The following is a 21659-nucleotide window of genomic DNA, read 5'->3' as shown; positions in this document are numbered from 1 at the left end:
CAATGAGCCTCGCACGGTTCTCGTTCAACCAGGCCACCGCCCAGCGCTGGCCGCTGCCGGAGGTGGTGGCGGGTTGCGTCGCGGCCGGGGTGCCGGGCATCGGGTTGTGGCGGGAGCCGGTGGCCGAGTACGGGTTGGCCCGCTCGGCGAAGCTGGTCCGCGACGCGGGTCTCACCGTCACCTCGCTGTGCCGGGGTGGTTTCTTCTCGGCCGACGACTGGCGCGCGGAGAACCTGCGGGCCATCGAGGAGGCGGCCACAGTGGGCGCCCCGGAACTGGTGCTGGTCTCCGGTGGGCTGCCGCCGGGCAGCCGGGACATCGACGGCGCCCGGCGGCGGGTCGCCGACGCGATCGGTGAGCTGGCCCCGCACGCCGAGGCCGCCGGGGTACGGCTGGCGATCGAACCGCTGCACCCGATGTTCGCCGCCGACCGCTGCGTGATCGCCACCCTTGGCCAGGCGCTCGACATCGCCGAGCGGTTCGACCCGTCGGTGGTCGGCGTGGTCGTGGACGCGTACCACGTCTGGTGGGACGACACGGTGTACGCGCAGATCGCGCGGGCCGGGGAGTGGATCGCCGCGTTCCAGGTCTGCGACTGGGTGACGCCACTGCCGGAGGGGGTGCTGCTCGGCCGGGCGCTGCCCGGCGACGGGTGCATCGAGTTGCGCCGGCTGCGCGAGGCGGTGGACGCGGCCGGTTACGTCGGCCCGATCGAGGTGGAGGTCTTCTCCGCCGAGGTGTGGGCGCGCCCGGGTGCCGAGGTGTTGGACGCGGCGGTGGCCGGCTACCTGCGCCACGTTGTCTGAGACTGCCGAACGGCGCTGGCCGGCGGCGGTCGGCGCGTGGCTGGGTATCGGCACCGCACCTGCCACGCTGGTGCTCGGCGCGGCGATGGCCGCCCGGCACGGTGGGGCGGTGCCGGTGGCGGGTCTGCTGGTCGGCGGGGCGCTGATGGCGGCACTGCTCTGGGGGCAGGGCCGGATCGGTCTGCGCCGGCCGCTCGGCGACGGGGGGACGCTGACCGCGGTGCTGCCCGCGTACCTGGGGAACACCTCGCGGTTGCTGCTGGCGGCGGTGCTGACCGTGTCGATGGTCGGGTGGAACGGGTTCAACGTCGGGCTCGGCGGTGCGTCCCTGGCCGCGTTGACGCACCTGCCGGGCTGGGCCGGGCCGGCCCTGCTGGAGGTGGCGGTCCTCAGTGTCTCCTGGGCGCCGGCCCGACTCGGCAACCGGATCGCGGTGGTCACCACGCTCAGCGCGGTGGCGCTGGTCGGCTGGTGCCTGGCCGTGCTGGCACCGCCCGGCGCGCCCGTCCGGCTCGCCTTCGGTGGGTTTGCCGACGCCGCCGCGCTGATCGGCTACGCGGCGGTGTTCGCGCTGCGCGCACCCGACTTCAGTGCCGGCCTCGCCCGGCGGCGGGACCTGCTCTGGTGTGTGGGGCTGCTGGTCGGGCCGGCGCTGCTCGGCGTGATCGCCGGTGCCGGCCTGTGGCTGCGCACCGGTGAGGCGGACGTGGTCGCGTTGCTGGCCGCCGGGTCGGGCCTGGCCGCGTACGCGAATCTGTTCGTCGCGGTGGCGGTCTTCGCCGCCGCGCTGACCACCACGTACTCCGGTTCGTTGGCGGTGCGCGGCCTGGCGCCCCGGGTGCCGGCGCGGGCGGCGATGCTCGCCGTCGCGGTGCTCGGCGGGCTGCTGGCGGTGGCGCGCTTCGACCGTCTGGTGCTGCCCTGGCTGACCCTGCTGGCCGCCGCGCTGCCGGTGCTGGTGGTGCCGATGGCGACCGAGGCCGCAGCGCGCCGCCGCGGTCGTGCGCCGCGGACCGTGCCCGCCTGGTGCTGGGTGCCGCTGGCGCTGCTGGCGGTGGCCTGCACGCTCGCCGGCGTCGGTGTCGCGCCGCTGCTCGGCCTCGCCCTGGCCGGGGTGTGCACTGCGCTGTGGCGGCATCGCAGAAAGTTGATCTAGTCGCGGCTGACGGATCGTGATCTTATACGCACCAGCGATCCGAAACACTCTCCGAACCCTCGATTAACCATCGGCGGCTTAGGTGGGGGAGCGCTCCCATGAGCGGGTCGCGATCGGAACAGTGCTCCACAAAGGAGCCATCGAAAGGAGCCTCGTGGCTACCAGCACGAGCAGAAACAAGGTGCGAAGACTGGCGATACCGACGCTGGTCCTCGCCCTGGTCACCGGTACCACCGGCGTCGCGGGATCGGCGTCGGCGGCACCCGCAGGGCCGTCGGGTGGCGGCAGCGCCGGCTACTTCACCGCCGGGTCCGACAAGAAGGTCACCCTGGCCGACGGCGCCGATCGCCGACCGGGCGGCCGGAAGGCGGCCGACCGACAGGCCGCAGCGGACGAGACCCGCCCCGGCATGTACATCGTCGAGCTGGCCGAGGACCCCCTGACCTCGTACGCCGGCGGCTCGTCCGGGCTGGCGCGAACCCGCCCGCAGGCGGGTGGCCGGCTGGACGTGACGTCGGCACCGGCACGGGCCTACCGCGGCCACCTCGACGCGCAGCGCAGCGCCGTCGCCGCCGCCGCCAAGGTCCAGGTCACCGCCGCGTACACCACCGCCTTCAACGGGTTCTCCGCGAAGCTGACCCCCCAGCAGGTCACCGCGTTGCGGGCGGACAAGCGCGTCCGCGCCGTGACCGCCTCCCGCGCGCTCGGCACCCCGACGCCCCCGCCGACCGCACCCGCCCCCAGCGCCCCGGCCACCCCCACCCCCACTCCCGACGAGGTGGACCAATCGGCGGGAGCGGACGCCGCCGGTAAGCCGGACAAGCCCGCTAAGCCCGGCCCCGGTACCGGCGCGGGCATGGTGATCGGCGTCCTGGACACCGGCATCTGGCCGGAGAGCGCGTCGTTCGCCAAGAAGATGCCCGCCCCGGCGACCTGGCGCGGCACCTGCCAGACCGGTGTCGGCTTCGTGGCCGAACACTGCAACGGCAAGATCGTCGGCGCCCGGTACTTCGCCGACTCGTGGCTCGCCTACGGCGGCTCGGTGCCCGACGGCGAGATGCTGTCCCCCCGCGACATGTCCGGGCACGGCACGCACACCGCCTCCACCGCTGCCGGCCTGCCCCAGTCGAACGTCACGATCGACGGTCGCCGCTTCGGTCCCGTCGCCGGGGTGGCCCCGGACGCCCAGATCGCCGTCTACAAGGTGCTCTGGGGTGGCATGGGCTACGACGCCGACATCATCGCCGGCATCGACGCCGCCGTCGCCGACGGCGTACAGGTGATCAACTTCTCGATCGGCTCCCAGCTCGGTGACTGGGAGGCCAACACCCCGATCGGCATCGCGTTCCTCAACGCCACGCTGGCCGGTGTCTTCGTGGCGGCGTCGGCGGGCAACACCGGCATCGTGAGCGGGGCGATCAGCAACGCGGCGCCGTGGGTGACCACTGTCGGCGCGGCGGTGACCAAGCTCGACGAGGCGACGGTCAAGCTGGGCGACGGCACGAAGCTCGTCGGCGGTTCGCTGGACGCCCTGCCCGGCGGCGACTCACGACCGATGGTCTTCGGCGAACAGGCCGGCTCGCCGGATCTGGGCGCGGTCTACTGCGAGCCCGGCAGCCTCGACCCTGCCAAGATCAAGGGCAAGGTCGTCGCCTGCGCGTTGTCCGACATGTTCGGCTCCGCCGCCGAGATCAAGGCCAAGGGCGGGGCGGCGATGGTGGTGTTCGACCCGGTCGGCAACTACCGGATCAACTCCATCTTCAACTTCCCCGTGGTCTACCTGCCGACCGAGAAGCAGGCCGGCTCGCTCTTCAACTACCTGATGCGCCACCCCACCGACGCGAAGGTCACCCTCCGCAGCGGCGGTGACGGTTCCAGCGTCCCGGGCATCCCGAGCGTGGCGGACTTCTCCTCCACCGGCCCGGACAAGGTGACCCTCGGCGTCTTCAAGCCGGACCTGGTCGCGCCAGGGTCGAACATCATCGCGGCGGTCTCGCCGGCGGGCAACTTCGGGCGGAACTACGACGCGTACTCCGGCACCTCGATGGCCTCACCGTACGTGGCCGGCGCGGCGGCGATCCTGCGCGCCACCCACCCGGACTGGTCACCCGGCGCGGTCGCCTCCGCGCTGCGGACCACCGCCACCGACACGGTCGGCACCAGCGACCCTCTGGAGCAGGGCAGTGGGTTCGTCAACCTGGCCAAGGCCGCCGACCCCGGCCTGGTCATCCAACCGACGGCGGCGGAACTGGTCACGTTCAGCGAGACGGCCCAGCCCGACGGCAAGGAACTCAACCTGCCGGCCATCTCGTTGCGCGAGTACGACGGCACCCGCCCGGTGACCGTCACCCGCACCCTGACCAACGTGGGTGAGGCGAAGGAGACCTACCGTTCGTCGGTGTCGGGCCTGCCCGGCATGAAGGTCACCGTGTCGCCGGCATCGGTGACGCTGGCGCCCGGCGCCTCCGCGACGGTGACGATCACCGTGCGTCGGGGCAGCGCGCCCTGGGACCGGTACGTGACCGGATCGATCACCTGGCACGGCAGGACCCACACCGCCCGGATCCCGGTCGCCGCCCGTCCGTGGGGGATCGCAGCCCGGCCGTACGCCGACGACGGCGAGGAGTTCGGCCGGATGACCAACGGCGCATTCGGCTACGTCCAGCCGGGCTTCAGCGGACCGCTCGCCGGACGCAGCACCGGTTACACGCCGATGCAGCGGGAGTCGTACTCGATTCCGGCCGGCGTCTACGGCGGGGTGTTCGACCCGAAGGCATCCGGCGTGAAGAAGGTCGACTTCACCGTGCCAGCGAACACTGCCGGCATCGTCGTCGAAGCCAACACCGACGACCCGAACACGAACCTCGATCTGTACCTGTACAAGGGCGACACCCTCATCTACAGCAGTGACAGGTACTGGACCAGCCTGGAGCAGGCGTACAAGTTCCTGCCCGAGCCGGGGCGCTACACCGCGTACGTGTTCGCGCAGGTGCCCGGTGGTCCGGTGGTCGATGTCGACCTGGGCTACGCCATCATCGGCCGTAACGCCAAGTATTCACCTGCCACGCTGACCCTGCCCTCCACGGCAGAGCGCGGTCAGGGCTTCAACTTCACGCTGAAGCCAAAGAAGCCGCTGGCCGAGGGCGACGTCTGGGCGTACACCGAGTACCGCACCAACGGCACGATCATCCCCGGCAACCTCGTCTACACCCAACGGAGTTCCTGGGAGTAGCCAGTTCTGAGTCGTGGGGTGGGGCCGCTGCGCGCCGCCCCACGGCTCGGGCCTCCACGATCAGAGTGCCAGTCGCTCGACGAAGGCGCGGCGTGAGACGACGTCGCTCAGCGGCAGGGCACTCAGCTCGTAGCCGAGCTGGGTGTAGGCCGTGGCCATGGCGTCGTGGGTGCGGACCGCCTCGGCGAAGTCCTGGTGTCGCTCGCTGTCGTTGGCGTATATCGCCGGCCAGGGCGGGGCGATGAAGACCCGTCGGTGGTAGCGGAACCGCCGTGCCGCCGCGGCCACGTGATCCGGTACGGGCCAGCCGAGCAGGAGGTAGTAACCGAGCACATCCGGAATCCCGCGGTCGAAGAAGACCGGGCCGGTGTGCTGGCTGGCCTGGCGGTAGGAGCGGATCTCCCAGCTCAGCGTGATCTCGGCGTACAGCCGGGAATCCGCGCCGTGCACAGCCTGACCGCCGATCCGAAGCTGGTCCTGGGTGATCTGTCGCCCCGCCTCATCGACGCAGGCATGGCCGGCCTGCCGCAGGCTGTCGAGCAGCGTGGTCTTGCCGGCTCCCGGCCCACCCGTGATGACGACGTACCGGTTGTTCATGCGGGCTCCCCGAGTCGGGTGGGTGAGGGGGCTGCGCAATGGGGCCATGTATCAGCGTGAGCATGGCTTGCCGTACGGGCCGGAGCCCCACGAACCCCAGGTCGATGGGATCTTGGGCCTACACCGGCGCGGCCCGGTGAACGGCTGGTCGGTCACCACCGCTCGCTTAGCCGGGCTACTGCTTCGTACCTGGCGTGCCGGGAGCCGACACGAAAATGCCTCTACCTGCTCTGCCGATCAGCTCGCCGCTCTCAATCATGGTGTCCACGGCGCGCCTGACGGTCATGTGCGAGGTGTCGTAGTCGTCGGCCAGGAGGCGGACAGACGGCAGCTTCGATCCGGCTGGGTAAATCCCCGCCTTGATCTTGGCTCTTAGATCATCTCTGATCTGTCGCCACAGTGGCTGCTCGTAGGGCACCGGGTGAGCAAAACACCGGGATCGCATGGAGCGTATGGCCACCCCTTCCTGTATTTATAGGCCTTACAGGAGTGGTAGGTTGATGTGAGGTCGTGGTCGGGAACTAGGAGGAAGACATGCCCGCTTCGCTGGGACAAGATGGTGAGGTCGCCGAGGCGGTACCCACCGTCAACGGGGATCAAATCCCCACGGTCGTTGTGGCAAAGGTGCCACAGGTCTTCATCCTCATCCGGGACGAGGCGAAAGTCGGATACCTGCTCCCCCTGTGCCGGACGCTCCGCGCCAAGATTCGAGCAGTTTCCTGGATGATGCTGCCTCCGACACATGGGAGGCACCAACATCCCTGATGTTGCGCGGATCGTGGCGACGGGCGCTCGGTTGGTAGTGCTGCGGTGGCGGGCGGGGTCACCCCGACCGCCACCGCCCCTGCGGTCAGTTGACTGTGACGGTCAGATTCATCGAGCGGGTTTCCCCGCTGCTGTAGGTGGTCGTCACCCGGACGGTGAAGGTGCCCTTACGGGGATAGCTGTGGGCGATCGAGCGCAGGGTCGCCCCGTGCGCGATGGCGCTGTTGTCGCCGAAGTCCCACGCGTAGTCGGTGATGCTCTGCCCGGACGGCGCTGTCGCGGTGGCGGTGAGCGTGGTGTTCAGCGTCCCGGTGCCACCGGCCGGGTTGGCGGCCACTGACAACGTCCCGCCCGGTTCCTGTTTGACCCCGGCGCCGTTGAACCGTAGCCAGTCCAAGGCGAGCAGGTCCGGGGTGCCGCCGGTCTGGGCGGGGTTGACGAACTTCGCGTACAGGGTGGTGGTGCCGGTCGGTTTGTTGGTCAGCGTGACGGTGGGGGAGACCAGGTTGTCCCACCCGCCGGTCGAGCCGATGGCGACCGAGCCGACCAGCGTTCCGGTCGGCGACCCGGTACGCAGCTCGATGGTGCCGCCGAGACCGCCATTGGTCACTCCGAGCGTGACCGAGCCGATGTTGCGCAGGTCCACCGGCCCGTACGCGACCCAGTCGTTGTGGTCGACGTCGCCGAGCCGCCTACCGGCGCGGGCGGTGGCCCGGTCGTTGACCGTGACGCCGGACTGGGTGCTGAAGTGCTCGGCCTCCCGGCTCTTGGGCTGCAACTGCACGCGGGTCGAACCGGTCAGCGCCGGTGCGCCGGCCGCGCCGCCGTCGGTGTACTGCGCGGTGATCAGGGTGTAGAGGTTCTGCCCCGGTCCGTGCCCGTCACCGGCGTCCGCCTCGGTGGAGAGCAGCCCCGAGCAGCCGGTGTAGACGTCCAGCGGGTGGGCGTGCGAGTCGTGGCCGAGTTGCGTCTGCACGGTCACCTTGGTGCAGTCGACTGTGGTGTCCTCCGGGTCGGTGACCGTCACCGTGAACGGAATCTTGTCGCCGAAGTCGAAGTAGCCGCCGTCGGGCACGCTGATGGTCACGGTGGGTCGGGTGTTGCCGACCACCACGTCGGTGACCGCGGTCGCGGTCAACCCGTTTCCGCTGTTGCGGACGGTCAGCCGCGCGGTGTGCTGTCCTGCGGTGGAGTAGGTGTGACTCGGGTTGGCGGCGGTCGAGTCGGTGCTGCCGTCGTTGGTGAAGTCCCAGGCGTAGCCGAGCGCCGTGCCGTCACCCGCTGTCGTGCCGGCCGAGGAGAAGGTGACAGTGAGCGGCGTACGTCCGCTGTCCGGGGTGGCGGCGATCTTCGCGGTCGGTGGCCGGCCGTTGGCCACGTAGTCGATCCGGTAGATGCCCGCCCCGGCGTTGCTGCCGCCGCGACCACTGCCGGTGCCCTCGCCGAAGTCGATGACGTAGAGCGAACCGTCCGGGCCGAACTCCGCCTCGAAGGGCTGGATCCAGCTCATGGTGTCGAAGATGCCGTTGATCGACTGGAGGTCGCCGACGGCGGTCGGCCCGAAGCGCGCGTTGCTGAACGTCTGCGCCGTCTTGTGGATCGAGAGGGTCTTGAACCACCTCCGCGTCAGTTCGTAGGTGATCCACTTGCCCTCGAAGTACTCCGGGAACTTCGTGGTGCGGGTGTTGGCCGGGTCGTAGTCGTAGACCGGGCCGCTCATCGGCCCGCCACCACCGGTGCCCAGCTCGGGGAACTGGGTGGAGGCGGAGTACGCGTACCAGACCAGCGCGGACTTCGCCGCCGGCAGGTTGGTCAGGCCGGTGTTGTTGGGGGAGTTGTTGACCGGCGCGGAGCAGTTGAACTTCGCTCCCGAGGTGTTGGTGGCGAAGTTGTAGTCGTTGAACGGGATGTTGTTGCCCACGCAGTACGGCCAGCCGTAGTTGCCGGCGGCGGTGATCCGGTTGAACTCGACAGTCCCCTCCGGGCCGCGGTTGGCGTCGGCGGCGCGGGCGTCCGGGCCGTAGTCGGCCACGAGCACCGCGTTGGTCTGCGGCTCGACGGTGATCCGGAACGGGTTGCGCATGCCCATCGCGTAGATCTCCGGCTGGGTCCGCGCGGTGCCGGGGGCGAAGAGGTTGCCGCTGGGCACTGTGTACGTACCGTCGGACTGCGGGGTGATCCGCAGGATCTTGCCGCGCAGGTCGTTGGTGTTGCCGGCGGTGCCCTGGGCGTCCCAGGCGGCGCGGCCGGAACGCTCGTCGATCGGGGTGTAGCCGCTGGAGGCGAACGGGTCGGTGTTGTCGCCGATCGCCGCGTAGAGCCGCCCGGCCCCGTCCATGGCCAGCGAGCCGCCCATGTGCGAGTTGGCCCGGCCCTCACCCCGGTAGGTGGGGATGGTCAGCAGGCGTTTCTCCGAGGAGAGCGCGACGCTGTTGTTGGCGACGGTGAAGCGGGACAGGTTGAGCTGTTTGAGGGTCTTGTCCGACCAGAGCAGGTAGATCCAGCCGTTGCTGGCGAAGTTGCGGTCCAGGGTCATCCCGAGCAACCCGTCGGACTGGTCGGTCATCGCCGAGGTGTACGCGAAGTCCAGCAGCGTGGTGACCTGGAGGGTGTCGGAGTTGACGACCTTCAACGCGCCGGTGCGCTGGATGTAGTAGACCTTCCGGTCGGGCGCGACGGCCAACTCGAACGGGTCGGCCAGGTTCTCGGTGACCAGACCCACTCGTTCGAAGTTGCTGGTCTTCGTGGCCGAGCAATCGCCGGCGACCGCGCCGGCCGCCCACTCGATGCCGTAGCGCAGGTGCTCCAGGAAGGTCGCGCTGCTGAACTGGGAGCTGGCGTGCCCGCCGGCGGTGAACCAGGACCGGCCGCCGTCGTAGCGCTGACACCAGGAGTACGCGTGGTCGACGCCCTCGTCCAGCCCGTTGATGCCGTCGCGCACCTTGATCTGCGCGAGGGTGTGCACGTTGCCGGTCGGGTTGGTCCGCCAGTTGTACCACTCCTCGCTCTGTTCCCAGAGCTCCGGCAGGTTGCGGGTGGAGGGGTGGGCCCGGTCGAGCACCTTGACCCGCCCGGGGAACGTGCCGCCGGTGGACGAGAAGTCGGGGTGGTAGTCGAAGATCGCGCCGACCAGGCCCTCGTACCACTGCCAGTCGCGTTCGCTGGCCGACGCGGCGTGCAGACCGGCCCAGCCGCCGCCGTTGCGGATGAAGGTCTGCAACGCGGCCCGCTGACTGGCGTTGAGCAGGTCACCCGAGGTCGGCAGCGAGTTGGTGTTGTTGAAGACCAGGGCGTCGAAGGTGGCGAGGTTGGCGTCGGTGAACGCGGCGGCGTCGGTGGTGGCGACGACCTCGAAGTTGTGCGCGGCGCCGAGTTGCTGGATGGCGGCGATGCCGGCCGGGATCGAGTCGTGGTAGAAGTTCGTGATCTTGGAGAAGACCAGCACCCGGAAGCGGGGGGCGGCCTCGGCGGGCAGGGCGGTGGTGGTGCTCACCACGGCGACGACGGCGAGCAGGATGAGGCAGAGCGAACGGATTTTTTGGGGCATGGGGGCGCTCCCTGTCGGACGGTGAGGGTCGGAAAGCGCTTTCTCGCTGCCCGCACCACGGTACTGAGAGCCAGTGACGAGCGTCAATAGCAAGGCGGTAAGCGGTTTCCTGGCAGGCGGCGAGGCGCGGGGTCACCAGGTCGGCGCTCTTCGCCTACGATCGGTGACGGTCGACCTGGGGAGGTCACGTGACGCCGCCATTGCCTTCGGACCGGATCGACACCAGCGTCGTCCACCCGGCCCGCCGCTACAACTACTGGCTCGGCGGCAAGGACAACTTCGCCGTCGACCGGGAGTCCGGCGACCAGATCGCGGCCGTCTACCCCGGGGTGCGCACCCTCGCGCGGGAGAACCGGGCCTTCCTCGGCCGGGCGGTGCGATTCCTCGCCCGGGAGGCCGGCGTCCGGCAGTTCCTCGACATCGGCACGGGCATCCCCAGCGCGGACAACACCCACGAGGCGGCCCAGTCCGTGGCCCCCGAGTCCCGGGTGGTCTACGTCGACAACGACCCGATGGTGCTGGTCCACGCTCGCGCCCTGCTGACCAGCGATCCGTCCGGCGCCACCGCCTACCTCGACGCCGACCTGCGCGACCCGGAGACGATCCTCGCCGACCCGCGGCTGCACGCCACACTGGACTTGTCCCGGCCGGTGGCCCTGGTGCTGATCGCCGTGACGCACTTCCTCACCGACGACGACCGCCCACACGAGCACGTCGCGCGGTTGCTCGACGCGCTGCCGTCGGGGAGTTGGCTCGCCCTGACCCACTTCACCACCGACCACATCCCCGCCGAGATCGTCAGGCGGATGGAGGCCGAGTTCGCCTCCGGCCGCATGAAGCAGGACGCCGTGCCCCGCGACCGTGCCGAGTTCGCCCGCTTCTTCACCGGCCTGGAGGTGGTCGAGCCGGGCATCGTCCCGGTCACCGAGTGGCGGCCGCAGGTGCCACCGGAGCAGCGACCGCCCCTGGCCGACGCCTCCATCTACGGCGCGGTGGCCCGCAAACCCGCCACCGCTCAATGATGGGGTGAGTCCCACCGATCCGGATCCCGGGCCTCCTCTGCCCAGAGTGGTGCACACGGTGTACGTCAGTCTGGCGACGAGCGCCGGCAAGCCCGGTCGACCGAACGAGGACTTCGTCGGCGCGGTTCCCGGTGCCGTCGTCCTGCTGGACGGCGCCGGGATCCCGGGAGCTGAGTCGCTCTGCTCCCATGGGGTCGTCTGGTACACGCGTCGCCTCGCCGCAGCACTGCTCGCACACCTGTCCCGCGACGACGGGCGAGACCTCGCGGCGCTCCTCGCCACCGCCATCGGCGAGACAGCCGCCGAGCACGGCGACACCTGCGACATCGCGGATCCGTGCAGCCCGCAGGCCAGCGTCGCGGTGGTGCGCGCGTACCGGGGCCGCCTTGACTATCTGCTGCTCGCGGACACGTTCCTCATCCTCGACCCGGCCCACGGCGGACCTCAGGTGATCACCGACGACCGTGAGGTCGCCGCCCGCCGTGACTGCTCGGCGCTCCTGGACGGCATCACAGCGGGCACGCCCGAGTACGACCGCGTCCGCGACTCCTGCGCGGCGACGCTACGCGCCCGCCGCAACCGGGTTGGCGGCTACTGGATCGCCAAGGACGACCCACGCGCCGCCCGGGAGGCGGTGACCGGTACATGGCCTCTCGCTGATCTGAACGGTGTCGCGCTGCTCAGCAACGGCTGCAGCCGGATCGTCAGCCCGTACGCCCTGACCGACTGGCCCGGGGTGTGGGAGCTGCTCGCCACCGAAGGCCCGTCTGGTGTCATCCGTCGCGTCCGGCAGGCCGAAGCCCGAAGCGGTGGTCCCGACGTTCGGGTGCCGGACGACGCCGCGGTCGCCCACTGCACGTTCGACACCACCTGCCACCCTGAGGACCGCTGACGAGGGGAGCATCCCGATGAGTGTGACTCAACAGCTCCTCACGGTGGGAGCCGTTCTCGCAGGTGCTGTCCTCTCTTTCGTGGGTACCGGGCTTAACGACCGGGCCCGGTTCCGCCGTGACCACACGGCAAAGCTGTTCGAACAGCGCTCGGCCGCCTACGCGGGCTACGGTCGCGCCATCAAGGCCTGTTACCAGCTGTCGTACAGAATCGCGGCAGGCAGGGGACTTCATGCGCAGATCCCCTCGTTGTCCCCTGAAGACGGGTTGCCGCAGCTCGAAGCAGCGGCTGCCCAGCGGGAGCGCGACTGGGAGCACGTCCTTCTGCTGGGCGATCCGGCAACGGTGGAGGCGGCCCGGACATGGCACCGGAGCGTGTGGCTCATGGAGTGGTACGCGCATGGCTGGATCGAGGGAGCTGATGCCGACGGTTGGGAGAATGCCGTGGCGAGTGCCAGCCGGGCGCGTACCGAATTCTACGCCGCAGCCCGCCAGAGTCTGGACATCCCCGACGCCAGGTTGACGGATGGCATCTGGCCGGTCGAATGGATGATGAAGCGAAAGCCTGCCACGACTGCGGACGAGACATCGCCCGAGGGGCGCTGACCGACGGACAGCGTGAGCTGGGCCGGGTCACCGACGTGCGGCCGTTCCCGGCGGGCCGGCGTCGATGCGCCGGCCCGCCGGGCGGTGTCAGCTTCCGGTGCAGGTGGCGGTGGTGCCGCTGCCGTTTCCGGTGCCCTGGAACCCGAAACTGGTGCCCTGGCCGGCGGCCAGTCGTCCGTTGTAGCTCTGGTTGGCGACGGTGACGGTGCCGCTGGTGCCACTGGCGACGCCGTTCCACAGCGAGGTGACCGTCGCCCCGCTCGGCAGGGTGAGGGTGACCCTCCAGCCGGTGAGGGCTGCGGTGCCCGCGGTGACGCTGACGTTGGCGACGAATCCGCCGTTCCACTGGTCCTGGACGGCGTAGACCGCGGTGCAGGCGGGGGTGCCGGTGGGTGGCGGGGTCGTCGGGGGCGGGGTCGTGGGCGGCGGGGTCGTGGGCGGAGGCGTGGTGGGCGGCGGGGTGTCGTCGAGCGTCAGGTTCTTCTGCTGGACCGTCCACTGGGTGCGGCACAGCCCGCAGTTGGCGCCGACGAAGTTGGTGCCGGCGGTGGTGTCGCCCTTCAGCCGCCACTTGAAGTACAGCGTCGCGACCCGGCCGAACTCGCCGCCGTTGGTCTGGTCGTAGGTGCCACCGTGTCCGACGTTCAGGTTCCCCATGAAGGCTGGCAGACCGGCCGGCAGCTTGCCCCAGTCATCCATGGCGTTCGGGTAGGCGATGTCGCTGGGCCCGCCGACGAAGTAGGCGATCGGCTTGGTCAGCCTCCGCAACTGGTAGTCGTCGGCGTCGTTCAACAGACCGCTGCTGAAGATGCCGGTGGTGCTGACGCGCGGGTCGTTGGAGACGGCGTACGCCTCCAGACCTCCGCAGGAGAAGCCCGCGACGGCGACCTTGGTCGTGTCGATCTTGTTGTAGTACTTGCTGCCCTGCCGGGAGTTCTCCGCGAAGGCCCAGTCGATGGACTGGGTGAGCATCTGCGACGTGGTGGAGCCGGAGCCGTTCGGTGCTCCGTTGGCGATGGCGAGGAAACCGTGCGAGGCGATCTCGCGCAGGAAGTTGCCCTGGGAGAGCCCGTTGGCCGAGCAGCCGCCGTTGCCCCACACGACGATGGGGAGGCGCTCGGCCGGGAGGTTCTGGGGCCGGAAGATGGTGTGGTTCGCCAGGCTGGCCGAGGTCTCGTAGTCGGCTGGGTAGGGACCGGAACCGCCGACCGCGGCATTGGCCGGTGTCACGCCGAGCGCCATGATCACCGAGGTGACCGGGACGAGGATGGCCGCCAGGCCCACGTAGATCTTCGATGTCCTTCTCATTCGCCCTCCAGCGGATGTCACGACGGTGCTCCCGGCCGCGGCGGACGTCCATGCGCGTCCGACCAGGGTGGTGGCGCTGGCCGCGAGCCGGGTGGAGGTGGGCGGGGTCGACCACCCGGCGACACGACGGGAGCTGTGTGCAGTTACTATCACTGCCGTAACGATAAGTGTCAATGCGAGGGGTCTGCGGTGGGCTCCGGTCCCGTGGCATCCCCCGAAGACTGGAAGTGCGTGATCCACGAGGCGGCCTCCGGCCAGTGCGGGGTGGCCACCTCGACGAGACGTGCCTGGGCCAGCGAGCCGAGCGCGCAGTGGATGTCCAGGAAGGTCTCCCTGGCCTGCCGGCGGGGCCAGGGCTGCGGCAGCAGATGCTCGGGCAGGTCCGGGTCGATGTCCGCGAACCTGCGCCAGGAGTCCATGGCCGAGGTCCGGGCCACCAGCGCCCCGGCCGGTTCCAGCGTCCCGTCGCGGGCGGCCACCCGCAGCTCCGCGTACCGCTCGATGAAATCCGAGTACGCCGATGCCAGTGCGGTCAGGTCGTACGCCGAGGCGGGACCGTGGGGCCCGGACTCCTCGTCGAACCGGACGTGCATGATCGACCACCGGGCGCCTGCCACGTGGTGCAGCAGGTCGGTCAACGCCTCCCGCGCCGGTGCGGCGTCGGAACCCGGGCGGATCCACACGCTGTCGTACAGGCCCACGAACCCCAGCACGCTCAACGACCGGCGGACCGCGTGCCGCAGCGCCTGCCCGGAGCTCGGGATCGAGAAGGACGCCTGCACCCACTCACCCGTCCAGACCGGCGGGTGCGCGCCGAAGGTCAGGAAGTGGCGCATGCGGGAGCGGTGCCGGGCTGTCGCGCGCGGCGTGAGGTGGTAGACCGGCGGCCGTCGGTTTCCCCGGGTGGCGATGAGACCGCGCTTGACCAGCCGGGACAGGGCGGAACGGGCACTGGCCTCGCTGACTCCGAACTCCCGCAGGATCGCGATGACCGCCGCCGACGGCAGGTCGGCATCCGAGGAGTCGAGATATTCGCCGAGCACTGTCGCCAGCAGGTGCTGCGGACTGGACCCGACCTGGGCTCGGGGCACTCGGACGTCGTCGGCGGGCTCGTGGACGGTCACCGTCCCAGACTGCCTCACCCGGAGGTCGCGACGTCGACGGGCGGGTGGTCGACGGCGTCCGGGGCGGCCCGGGGCACTATCGTTCTGGCGTGCACATCCGTTTCGACGTACCGGCCGATCCCACCTATCCCGGCCGGGTGGCCGCCGCGCTCGGCGGTGTCCGGCTGCGCAGGTTCCGCTATGTCGGTGCGGTGCTGACGGCGGTCGGGGTGATCGGTTTCGCCGTCTCGCGGGGATCCGCAGCCGGCGAGCGGCTCACCTCGCTGTGGACGACTCTGGTCCTGGCCGGCGTGCTGTCGATGCTGTTCCTGCCGTGGGTGCGGTGGCGCGCCCGCCGCCGGTCCGGTGGTTACGCCGTCGACGGCGCCTACGACATCACCGACGACAACATCATGATGCGCAGCGGTTCGGAGTCCGGCGGCATCGCCTGGGACGGGGTCACCCGGGTGGAGGACACCCGTGACTTCTGGATCGTGTACGTCGGCCGGATGCCGGCGACCGTGATCCCCCGCTGGCTGATGTCCCCCGAGGACGCCGAGACGCTGCGCACCTACCTGACCGAGCGCGGCCTGCTCCCCACCCGCTGACGCGGTCAGCCGTCCCGCGTCACGGTCCTGGCCAGCGCGTCCCGACGGCGCAGCAGTGCCGCCCTGGCCCGGCGAGCCGCCCACAGGTTCACCACCGCCACTACGCCCATGGTGAGCACGACGGCCAGCAGCGACGGTTCGAGCTGGTGTCGCGGCACTGTGATGACCAACGCGCCGACCGTGAAGACCAGCCACGCGCCGAGGCCGAGCCATCCGGCGACCACCCGATCACGGGCGAACAACGAGGTCCGCCGGGTCACGGCCCAACCGCCGAACACCGCCCAGCACAGGCCGATCGCCACCAGGGCCGCGAAGGCCACCGTCGTGCGCGTCGGCAACCCCGGCTCGGTGGCCCAGAGCAGGCTGATCAGGGCGCTCCCGGTGAGACCGGCGAGGGCCACGGTCAGGTAGCCGACCCGCCTCCGCAGCGACAGCGGCGCGTCGAGTCGCGCCAACACCTCTTCCGGCGTCATGCCTCGTACCCCTTCCGTAGCAGTTCGTTGCGGAACAACCTGCGGGCCCGGTTGAGCCGCGACTTGACGGTGCCGACGGGTACGGCGCAGATCTGCGCGCAGGCGTCCAGCGGCAGATCCTCAAGGTAGAAGAGGAAGAGCAGCTCCCGTTCCCGGGCAGGTAGGCTCGCCAGCACTCCGGCCAGGGTCTCCCGGTTGACGATCTCCTCCGCCTCGTCGTCACCCGGCAGGTCGTCGATCGGCTCCGGCTCGGGACGGCTGTACGCATCCCGCAGCCGGTTCATCACCGCCCGGCGGGCGATGGCGAAGAGCCACGGAGCGAACCGATCCGGCTGCCGCAGCTTCGGCAATCCTCGGAAGACCGCCAGCCAGATCTCCTGCACCACGTCGTCGTCGGACCCGCCGAGCATCCGCCCGACGTACCGCTCGACCGCCGGATGCCAGCCCTGCACCAGATCGGCGAACGCCTCCCGCTCACCGAGCTGACAGCGGACCACCAGCAACTCATCGCTCATCGGCCCTCCTTCACCTGTTCAGTCGGCGTGGGAGCACGGCAGGTTCACGCCCTGCCACCACAATCGCCGAGGCCGTGCTGTCCGGTGCTCCGGCTCGGCTACCGCACCCACACGTACCTGAGCGTGCCCCGGTGCGGCCCGGAGGTCTCGGCCTGTGCGAGCCTGCTGTCGACGATCGACGCACACCCGAGTGGAGGCCCGGTGTTCGCCCTGCCGTTGACCGAGGATGTCGAGCTGCGCCCGCTGGACCCGTGGCGGGCCGAGGAGTTCCTCGCCCACCTGGACCGGGCCCGCGCGCACATCCAGCCCTGGGTGTCGCCGTCCTTCGCCGCCACCGACCTGCCGTCGGCCCGTGCGGTCCTGCAGCGGTACGCCGACCGCTGGGCCGGCGACAGCGGTGGCATCTGGGGGCTGTGGTGGCGGGGCACCCTCGTCGGCGGGGTCATCTTCGTGTCGTTCGACGTGACCACCGGTGCCTGCGAGGTCGGATGCTGGGTGGAGCCGGCGGCCGAGGGCAAGGGCATGGTCGCGCCGGCGGTCCGCCGGATCGTCGACTGGGCGGTCCGCGAGCGCGGCATCCAGCGGGTGGAGTGGCGGACCACCGCCGACAACACCCGCAGCAAGGCCCTCGCCCGGCGGCTCGGCTTCCGCCTCGACGGCACGCTCCGCCAGCTCAGACCGGGTCCGCGTGGTCGGATCGACCTCGAGGTCTGGTCGGTGCTGGCCGACGAGTGGTCCACCGCGGCACGCACCGTCCACTGACGACGACGAATAGTTGTCACACCCGCGCGGCACCATGCATCCATGGCCGTTCCCGCGCTCACCCCTCATTCCGATTCGCCGCGTTCCGTGCCGCTGCGTGAGGCGCGCACCCGGTTCAGCCAGCTCGTCGCGCTGGCCGAGCTGACCGACGCGGTCACCGTCGTCACCCGCGACGGCGATCCCCGCCCGGTCGCCGCGATCGTCCCCGCCGCAGCCGCCCGCAGTGGCGCGCAGGCCCGCGCCGACGCCGACCGCCTCGCCACGGTCACCGCCGGTTGGGCTCGTCGCCTCGATGAGCAGCACCGACGCAGCAGCCAGCGACACGCCGCAGAGCTGGGCGCGGTCCGCGCGGCGCTGGCCGAGGTGTGGGCCGAGCTGGATCGCCGGGTCGTCCCGGGCAGCGACCCGACGCTGGCCCGACTGCGTGCCGCACACGCCGACCTGCTCGCCGACTGACCCGCCGTCGCGCACCGTCGGTGTGCGCCGCCCGTGCCGGGGTACGCCCGCTCGGGCGGGCACGCCCCAGCCGGCCAGCGACCGTCAGCCGGTGGCCGGGTAGGCATGGGTCTCGGTCGCCTTGACCGCTACCCAGACCCGCTGGCCGGGGATCAGCCGCAGCTGGGCGGCGGCGGCCGGCGTGACATCTGCGGCCACCCCGATCGGCCCCTCCAGTTGCACCCGCACGTTGTCGCCGTGGCGCTGCACGCCGGCCACGGTGGCTGCCCAGGTGTTGCGCGGGCTGCCGTCCGGCCGGGCCGGGTGCAGAGCGACCGCGGCCGGACGGAACGCCACGAACGCTTCGCCGTCCAACCGGTCGGCGACCGTGAGGGTCAGCTCCGGCGAAACCCGCACACCGTGTCCGTCGGCGCGGCCGCGATACAGGTTCAGACCGACCAGCCGGGCGACGTAGTCGGTGCGCGGGCGGGCGGTGACGCTCGGCCCGTCGCCCTCCTGCACCACCCGGCCACCCTCCACGATGACCAGCCGGTCGGCCAGCGCCAGCGCGTCCAGCGGGTCATGAGTGACCAGCACGGTCGCGCCCGGGTGCGCGGACAGGTGCCGGTGCAGCTCCGCGCGGGTGTCCAACCGGCTGCGGGCGTCCAGCGCGGCGAGCGGTTCGTCCAGCAGCAGCAGCGACGGTGCCACCGCCAACGCGCGGGCCAGCGCCACCCGCTGCGCCTGACCGCCGGAGAGCTGCCGGGGCCGGCGCTGTGCCTGCGCGTCAAGCCCGACCCGACGCAGCCACTCCCGGGCCGTGGCGCGGGCGGCCCTCCGCTCGACGCCGTGCCGGCGCGGCCCGAAGGCCACGTTGTCCAAGGCGCTGAGGTGCGGAAAGAGCAGGTAGTCCTGGAAGACCACGCCGATCGAGCGGCGTTCGGTGGGCACCCAGCCTCCGGTCACCGGGCGGTCCAGGTCGACGCCGTCGAGGGTGACGTGCCCGTCGGTGAGGGGATGCAGCCCGGCCAGCGCGCGCAGCGCGGTGGTCTTGCCGGCGCCGTTCGGGCCCAGCAGCGCCACCACCTCGCCCGGCGCGACCCGCAACGGCACGTCGAGCCGGAAGGCGCCCCGGTCGACGACGAGCCGGGTGTCGAGGAGTCGACCGCTCATGCGGTGGTCATCCAGCGGTCCCGCAATGCGACGAGGATGCCGACCGACACGAAGAGCAGCACCAGGCTGAGCACGATCGCGGACTCCAGGTCGGTCTCCAACGCCAGGTAGACGGCGAGCGGCATGGTCTGCGTCCGGCCAGGGTAGTTGCCGGCGAAGGTGATGGTGGCCCCGAACTCGCCGAGCGCCCGCGCCCAGCAGAGCACCGCCCCGGCGGCCAACCCGGGCGCCACCAGCGGCAGCGTGACGTGGGTGAAGGTGGTCCATCGGCCGGCGCCCAGCGTCGCCGCGGCCTCCTCGAAGCGGTGGTCGGCGGCGCGCAGCGCACCCTCCACGGCGATCACCAGGAACGGCATGGCGACGAACGCCTCGGCCAACACGACGCCCGCGGTGGTGAAGGGCAGGGTGATGCCGAGCGTGCTGTCGAGCCAGCCGCCGAGCAGGCCACGCCGGCCGAAGACCAGCAACAGCGCCACCCCACCGACCACCGGTGGCAGCACCAGCGGCACGGTGACCAGCGCGCGCACCAGTCGACGGCCGGGAAACTCGACCCGGGCCAGCACCCAGGCGAGCGGCACCCCGAGCAGCAGGCAGAGCGCCGTGGCCAGGGTGGCGGTCTGCACCGACAACCGCAGAGCGGTCAGGGCGCCCGGCTCGGTGAGCCGATCCGGCAAGGTCGTCCACGGCGTTCGGATCAGCAGCCCCGCCAACGGCAGGACGAGAAACAGCAACCCCAGCCCGGCGGGGATCAGCAGCGCAGCCGGCACTCGCCCTCGCCGTCGGGACGTGGTCGGCCGCCTCCGGAGTGTGTTGTGGTCGCGGACCTGCCTCACGGAGCCTGGAACCCCGCCTCGGCGAGGACCGCCTGCGCCGGCGCCGAGCGGACGTACGCGACGAAGGCCCGCGCGCCGACCGGATTCGGCGCGTCCTTCAACGCGACGATCGGGTAGTCGTTGACCGCCCGCGCCGACTCGGGAAACTCCACGCCGGTCACGTCGGCGCTGGCCGCCCGCGCGTCCGTGCGGTAGACCAGCGCCGCGTCGACCTCGCCGAGCTTCACCTTGGCGAGCGCACCCTTGACGTCACGCTCCAGGGTCACCGGCGTCAGCGCGACGCCGGCCGCGTCCAGGGCGGTGCGGGCCGCCGCGCCGCAGGGCACCTGACCGGCGCAGAGCGCCACCTTCACACCCGGGCTGGCCAGGTCCGCCAGGCCGGCCACCGCCCTCGGGTTGCCCCGGGGAACGGCGATCACCAACTGGTTGCGAGCGAAGGTGCTCGGCGTGCCGTCGGCGTCGCCGGCCTCGGTGACCGTGGTCATGTTCGCCGGGGCGGCCGAGGCGAACACGTCCGCCGGCGCGCCCTGGCTGATCTGGGTGGCCAGGGCGGAACTGCCGGCCATGTTGAGGGTCACCCGGCTGCCCGGGTTGGCGGCCTCGAAGTCCTTTCCGATGCGGGTGAACGACTCGGTCAGCGAGGCGGCCGCGAACACCGTCACCGTGCCGGTCACCCGCCCGTCCCCACCGCTGCCGGTTGACCGCTCGTCGCCCGCGCCGCAGCCGGCCACCGCCAGGACGGCCGCCACCAGCACGGCCACCGCCGTACGCCTGCTCCCCGCGCTCATCCGCCGGCCCGTCCCCGCGCCGGGGAGGGGACGGCCCGCTCCACCACGACCGTGGTCGACTTGATCACCGCAACGGCCACCGACCCCACCCGCAGATCGAGCTCGTCGACGGCCTCCCGGCTCATCAACGACACGACCCGGAACGGGCCCGCCTGGATGTCGACCTGGGCCATCACCGTGTCCTTGCGGACGTCGACGACGATGCCGCGCAACCGGTTGCGGGCCGAGGAGAACTCGGCGCCCGCGTCCGGGTCGGCGGCCTGGGCGCGGGCGAACGCGGCCAGGTCGACACCATCGATGACCCGGTGGCCGTGCTCGTCGCGCCCCGCCGGCAGCCGCCCGGCGTCCACCCAGCGGCGAATGGTGTCGGCGCTGACGCCGAGCAGGTCGGCCGCCTCACCGATCCGGAAGGTCGTCACCGGCCGACCTTATCGTTCGCACCTGCGAGCACAAAAGACCTGGAAGGCCTGCATCCGCATAAGGCGGTGGATGGCGAAGCCAGCAAATGCGCCCAGTAGCCGACGTCGCGGCGGCTCAGTGGCGGCGGGGGTGGCCCTTGAGGTGCCGGCCCAACTCGCGGGCGATCTCCCGGTTGGCGTCGCGCTCGGCCAGCGTCTGCCGCTTGTCGTAGGAGCGTTTGCCCTTCGCCAGCGCCAGCTCGACCTTGGCGTAGCCGTTCTCGAAGTACATCGACAGTGGGACCATGGTCACCCCGCCCTCGCGGACCTTGTCGAGGATCCGGTCGATCTCGGCCCGGTGCAGCAGCAGCTTGCGGTTGCGGCGGGGTGCGTGGTTGGTCCACGTGCCGTAGGTGTATTCGGCGATGTGCAGGCCGTACAGCACGATCTCGCCGTCTCGTTCGTGCGCGAACGCGTCGACCAGCGATGCCCGTCCCTCGCGTAGCGACTTGACCTCGGTCCCGACCAGCACGATGCCCGCCTCGTACGTGCGCAGCACCTCGTACTCGTGCCGGGCCTTCTTGTTCGAGGCGATCAGCCGGCGTCCGGGCTGCTTGGACGGAGTCACACCGCGACGATAGA

General features: G+C 71.1%; 21 protein-coding genes. 9 read left to right on the top strand and 12 right to left on the bottom strand.

All coding sequences use genetic code 11. The annotated features are described in order from the left end of the window. Positions 1 to 2 precede the first annotated feature (2 nt). The 3 genes from O7614_RS19060 to O7614_RS19050 all read left to right on the top strand — a co-directional run bounded on the left by O7614_RS19060 (position 3) and on the right by O7614_RS19050 (position 5194). A complete protein-coding gene (locus O7614_RS19060) occupies positions 3 to 806 on the top strand; it encodes a sugar phosphate isomerase/epimerase family protein (protein ID WP_278139817.1) in 804 nt (267 codons plus the stop codon). Beyond that, the gene (locus tag O7614_RS19055; protein WP_278139816.1) at positions 799 to 1962 is read left to right on the top strand and encodes a hypothetical protein; all 1164 of its coding nucleotides are present in this window, start codon (positions 799 to 801) and stop codon (positions 1960 to 1962) included. Before O7614_RS19060 ends, O7614_RS19055 begins: the two co-directional genes overlap by 8 nt. A gap of 181 nt (positions 1963 to 2143) precedes the next feature. Next, positions 2144 to 5194: a S8 family peptidase gene (locus O7614_RS19050; protein WP_278139815.1), complete on the top strand. Its 3051-nt coding sequence runs from the start codon at positions 2144 to 2146 to the stop codon at positions 5192 to 5194. 60 nt (positions 5195 to 5254) lie between these two features. On the opposite strand, the gene O7614_RS19045 is transcribed toward O7614_RS19050, so the two are convergent. The 3 genes from O7614_RS19045 to O7614_RS19035 all read right to left on the bottom strand — a co-directional run bounded on the left by O7614_RS19045 (position 5255) and on the right by O7614_RS19035 (position 10103). Beyond that, positions 5255 to 5791, bottom strand: coding sequence for an AAA family ATPase (locus tag O7614_RS19045; RefSeq protein WP_278139814.1), 537 nt, complete (start codon positions 5789 to 5791; stop codon positions 5255 to 5257). Between the two features lie 175 nt (positions 5792 to 5966). Then, on the bottom strand, positions 5967 to 6209 hold the full coding sequence (locus O7614_RS19040) for a GntR family transcriptional regulator (protein WP_278139813.1): 243 nt from the start codon (positions 6207 to 6209) through the stop codon (positions 5967 to 5969). A 432-nt stretch (positions 6210 to 6641) separates the two neighbouring features. After that, positions 6642 to 10103, bottom strand: coding sequence for a ThuA domain-containing protein (locus O7614_RS19035; protein WP_278139812.1), 3462 nt, complete (start codon positions 10101 to 10103; stop codon positions 6642 to 6644). A gap of 188 nt (positions 10104 to 10291) precedes the next feature. On the opposite strand from O7614_RS19035, the gene O7614_RS19030 reads away from it, so the two are divergent. Genes O7614_RS19030 through O7614_RS19020 form a run of 3 tightly spaced genes read left to right on the top strand, consistent with a single transcriptional unit; the run spans position 10292 to position 12621 of the window. Continuing rightward, a complete protein-coding gene (locus tag O7614_RS19030) occupies positions 10292 to 11125 on the top strand; it encodes an SAM-dependent methyltransferase (RefSeq protein ID WP_278139811.1) in 834 nt (277 codons plus the stop codon). A 58-nt stretch (positions 11126 to 11183) separates the two neighbouring features. Next, on the top strand, positions 11184 to 12017 hold the full coding sequence (locus O7614_RS19025; protein WP_278139810.1) for a hypothetical protein: 834 nt from the start codon (positions 11184 to 11186) through the stop codon (positions 12015 to 12017). Positions 12018 to 12033: 16 nt separating this feature from the next. Next, positions 12034 to 12621 carry a hypothetical protein gene (locus O7614_RS19020; protein WP_278139809.1) on the top strand — a complete coding sequence of 196 codons (588 nt, stop codon included), beginning with the start codon at positions 12034 to 12036 and terminating at the stop codon, positions 12619 to 12621. 87 nt (positions 12622 to 12708) lie between these two features. Here O7614_RS19020 and O7614_RS19015 read toward each other — a convergent pair whose 3' ends face one another. Beyond that, positions 12709 to 13929 carry a cellulose binding domain-containing protein gene (locus tag O7614_RS19015; protein ID WP_278139808.1) on the bottom strand — a complete coding sequence of 407 codons (1221 nt, stop codon included), beginning with the start codon at positions 13927 to 13929 and terminating at the stop codon, positions 12709 to 12711. 170 nt (positions 13930 to 14099) lie between these two features. Beyond that, a complete protein-coding gene (locus tag O7614_RS19010; protein ID WP_278139807.1) occupies positions 14100 to 15053 on the bottom strand; it encodes a PaaX family transcriptional regulator C-terminal domain-containing protein in 954 nt (317 codons plus the stop codon). Positions 15054 to 15142: 89 nt separating this feature from the next. Between O7614_RS19010 and O7614_RS19005 the strand changes: the two genes are divergently transcribed. Next, complete coding sequence (locus O7614_RS19005; RefSeq protein WP_278139806.1) at positions 15143 to 15640, top strand: YcxB family protein; 498 nt, start codon at positions 15143 to 15145, stop codon at positions 15638 to 15640. A gap of 5 nt (positions 15641 to 15645) precedes the next feature. On the opposite strand, the gene O7614_RS19000 is transcribed toward O7614_RS19005, so the two are convergent. Both O7614_RS19000 and O7614_RS18995 read right to left on the bottom strand, forming a co-directional pair. Next, positions 15646 to 16113 carry a hypothetical protein gene (locus O7614_RS19000; RefSeq protein WP_278139805.1) on the bottom strand — a complete coding sequence of 156 codons (468 nt, stop codon included), beginning with the start codon at positions 16111 to 16113 and terminating at the stop codon, positions 15646 to 15648. Further along, entirely contained in the window at positions 16110 to 16628 is a 519-nt protein-coding gene (locus O7614_RS18995) for a sigma-70 family RNA polymerase sigma factor (protein WP_278139804.1), read from the bottom strand. The genes O7614_RS19000 and O7614_RS18995 overlap by 4 nt, the downstream gene beginning before the upstream one ends. 201 nt (positions 16629 to 16829) lie before the next feature. On the opposite strand from O7614_RS18995, the gene O7614_RS18990 reads away from it, so the two are divergent. Beyond that, positions 16830 to 17390 (top strand): GNAT family protein, encoded by a 561-nt coding sequence (locus tag O7614_RS18990; protein ID WP_278142306.1) that lies wholly within the window; start codon positions 16830 to 16832, stop codon positions 17388 to 17390. A gap of 42 nt (positions 17391 to 17432) precedes the next feature. Further along, positions 17433 to 17846, top strand: coding sequence for a type II toxin-antitoxin system Phd/YefM family antitoxin (locus O7614_RS18985; RefSeq protein WP_278139803.1), 414 nt, complete (start codon positions 17433 to 17435; stop codon positions 17844 to 17846). A gap of 84 nt (positions 17847 to 17930) precedes the next feature. Here O7614_RS18985 and O7614_RS18980 read toward each other — a convergent pair whose 3' ends face one another. The 5 genes from O7614_RS18980 to smpB all read right to left on the bottom strand — a co-directional run bounded on the left by O7614_RS18980 (position 17931) and on the right by smpB (position 21645). Then, the gene (locus tag O7614_RS18980; RefSeq protein ID WP_278139802.1) at positions 17931 to 18998 is read right to left on the bottom strand and encodes an ABC transporter ATP-binding protein; all 1068 of its coding nucleotides are present in this window, start codon (positions 18996 to 18998) and stop codon (positions 17931 to 17933) included. After that, positions 18995 to 19831, bottom strand: coding sequence for an ABC transporter permease (locus O7614_RS18975; RefSeq protein WP_278139801.1), 837 nt, complete (start codon positions 19829 to 19831; stop codon positions 18995 to 18997). The genes O7614_RS18980 and O7614_RS18975 overlap by 4 nt, the downstream gene beginning before the upstream one ends. Next, complete coding sequence (gene modA, locus O7614_RS18970) at positions 19828 to 20619, bottom strand: molybdate ABC transporter substrate-binding protein (RefSeq protein ID WP_278139800.1); 792 nt, start codon at positions 20617 to 20619, stop codon at positions 19828 to 19830. The genes O7614_RS18975 and modA overlap by 4 nt, the downstream gene beginning before the upstream one ends. After that, complete coding sequence (locus O7614_RS18965; RefSeq protein WP_278139799.1) at positions 20616 to 21038, bottom strand: MerR family DNA-binding transcriptional regulator; 423 nt, start codon at positions 21036 to 21038, stop codon at positions 20616 to 20618. Before O7614_RS18965 ends, modA begins: the two co-directional genes overlap by 4 nt. 115 nt (positions 21039 to 21153) lie before the next feature. Then, on the bottom strand, positions 21154 to 21645 hold the full coding sequence (gene smpB / locus O7614_RS18960; protein WP_278139798.1) for an SsrA-binding protein SmpB: 492 nt from the start codon (positions 21643 to 21645) through the stop codon (positions 21154 to 21156). Positions 21646 to 21659 lie beyond the last annotated feature (14 nt).

This window comes from Micromonospora sp. WMMD961 (assembly GCF_029626145.1).
GTDB lineage: Bacteria > Actinomycetota > Actinomycetes > Mycobacteriales > Micromonosporaceae > Micromonospora.
This window is presented reverse-complemented; position numbering and strand designations above follow the sequence as displayed.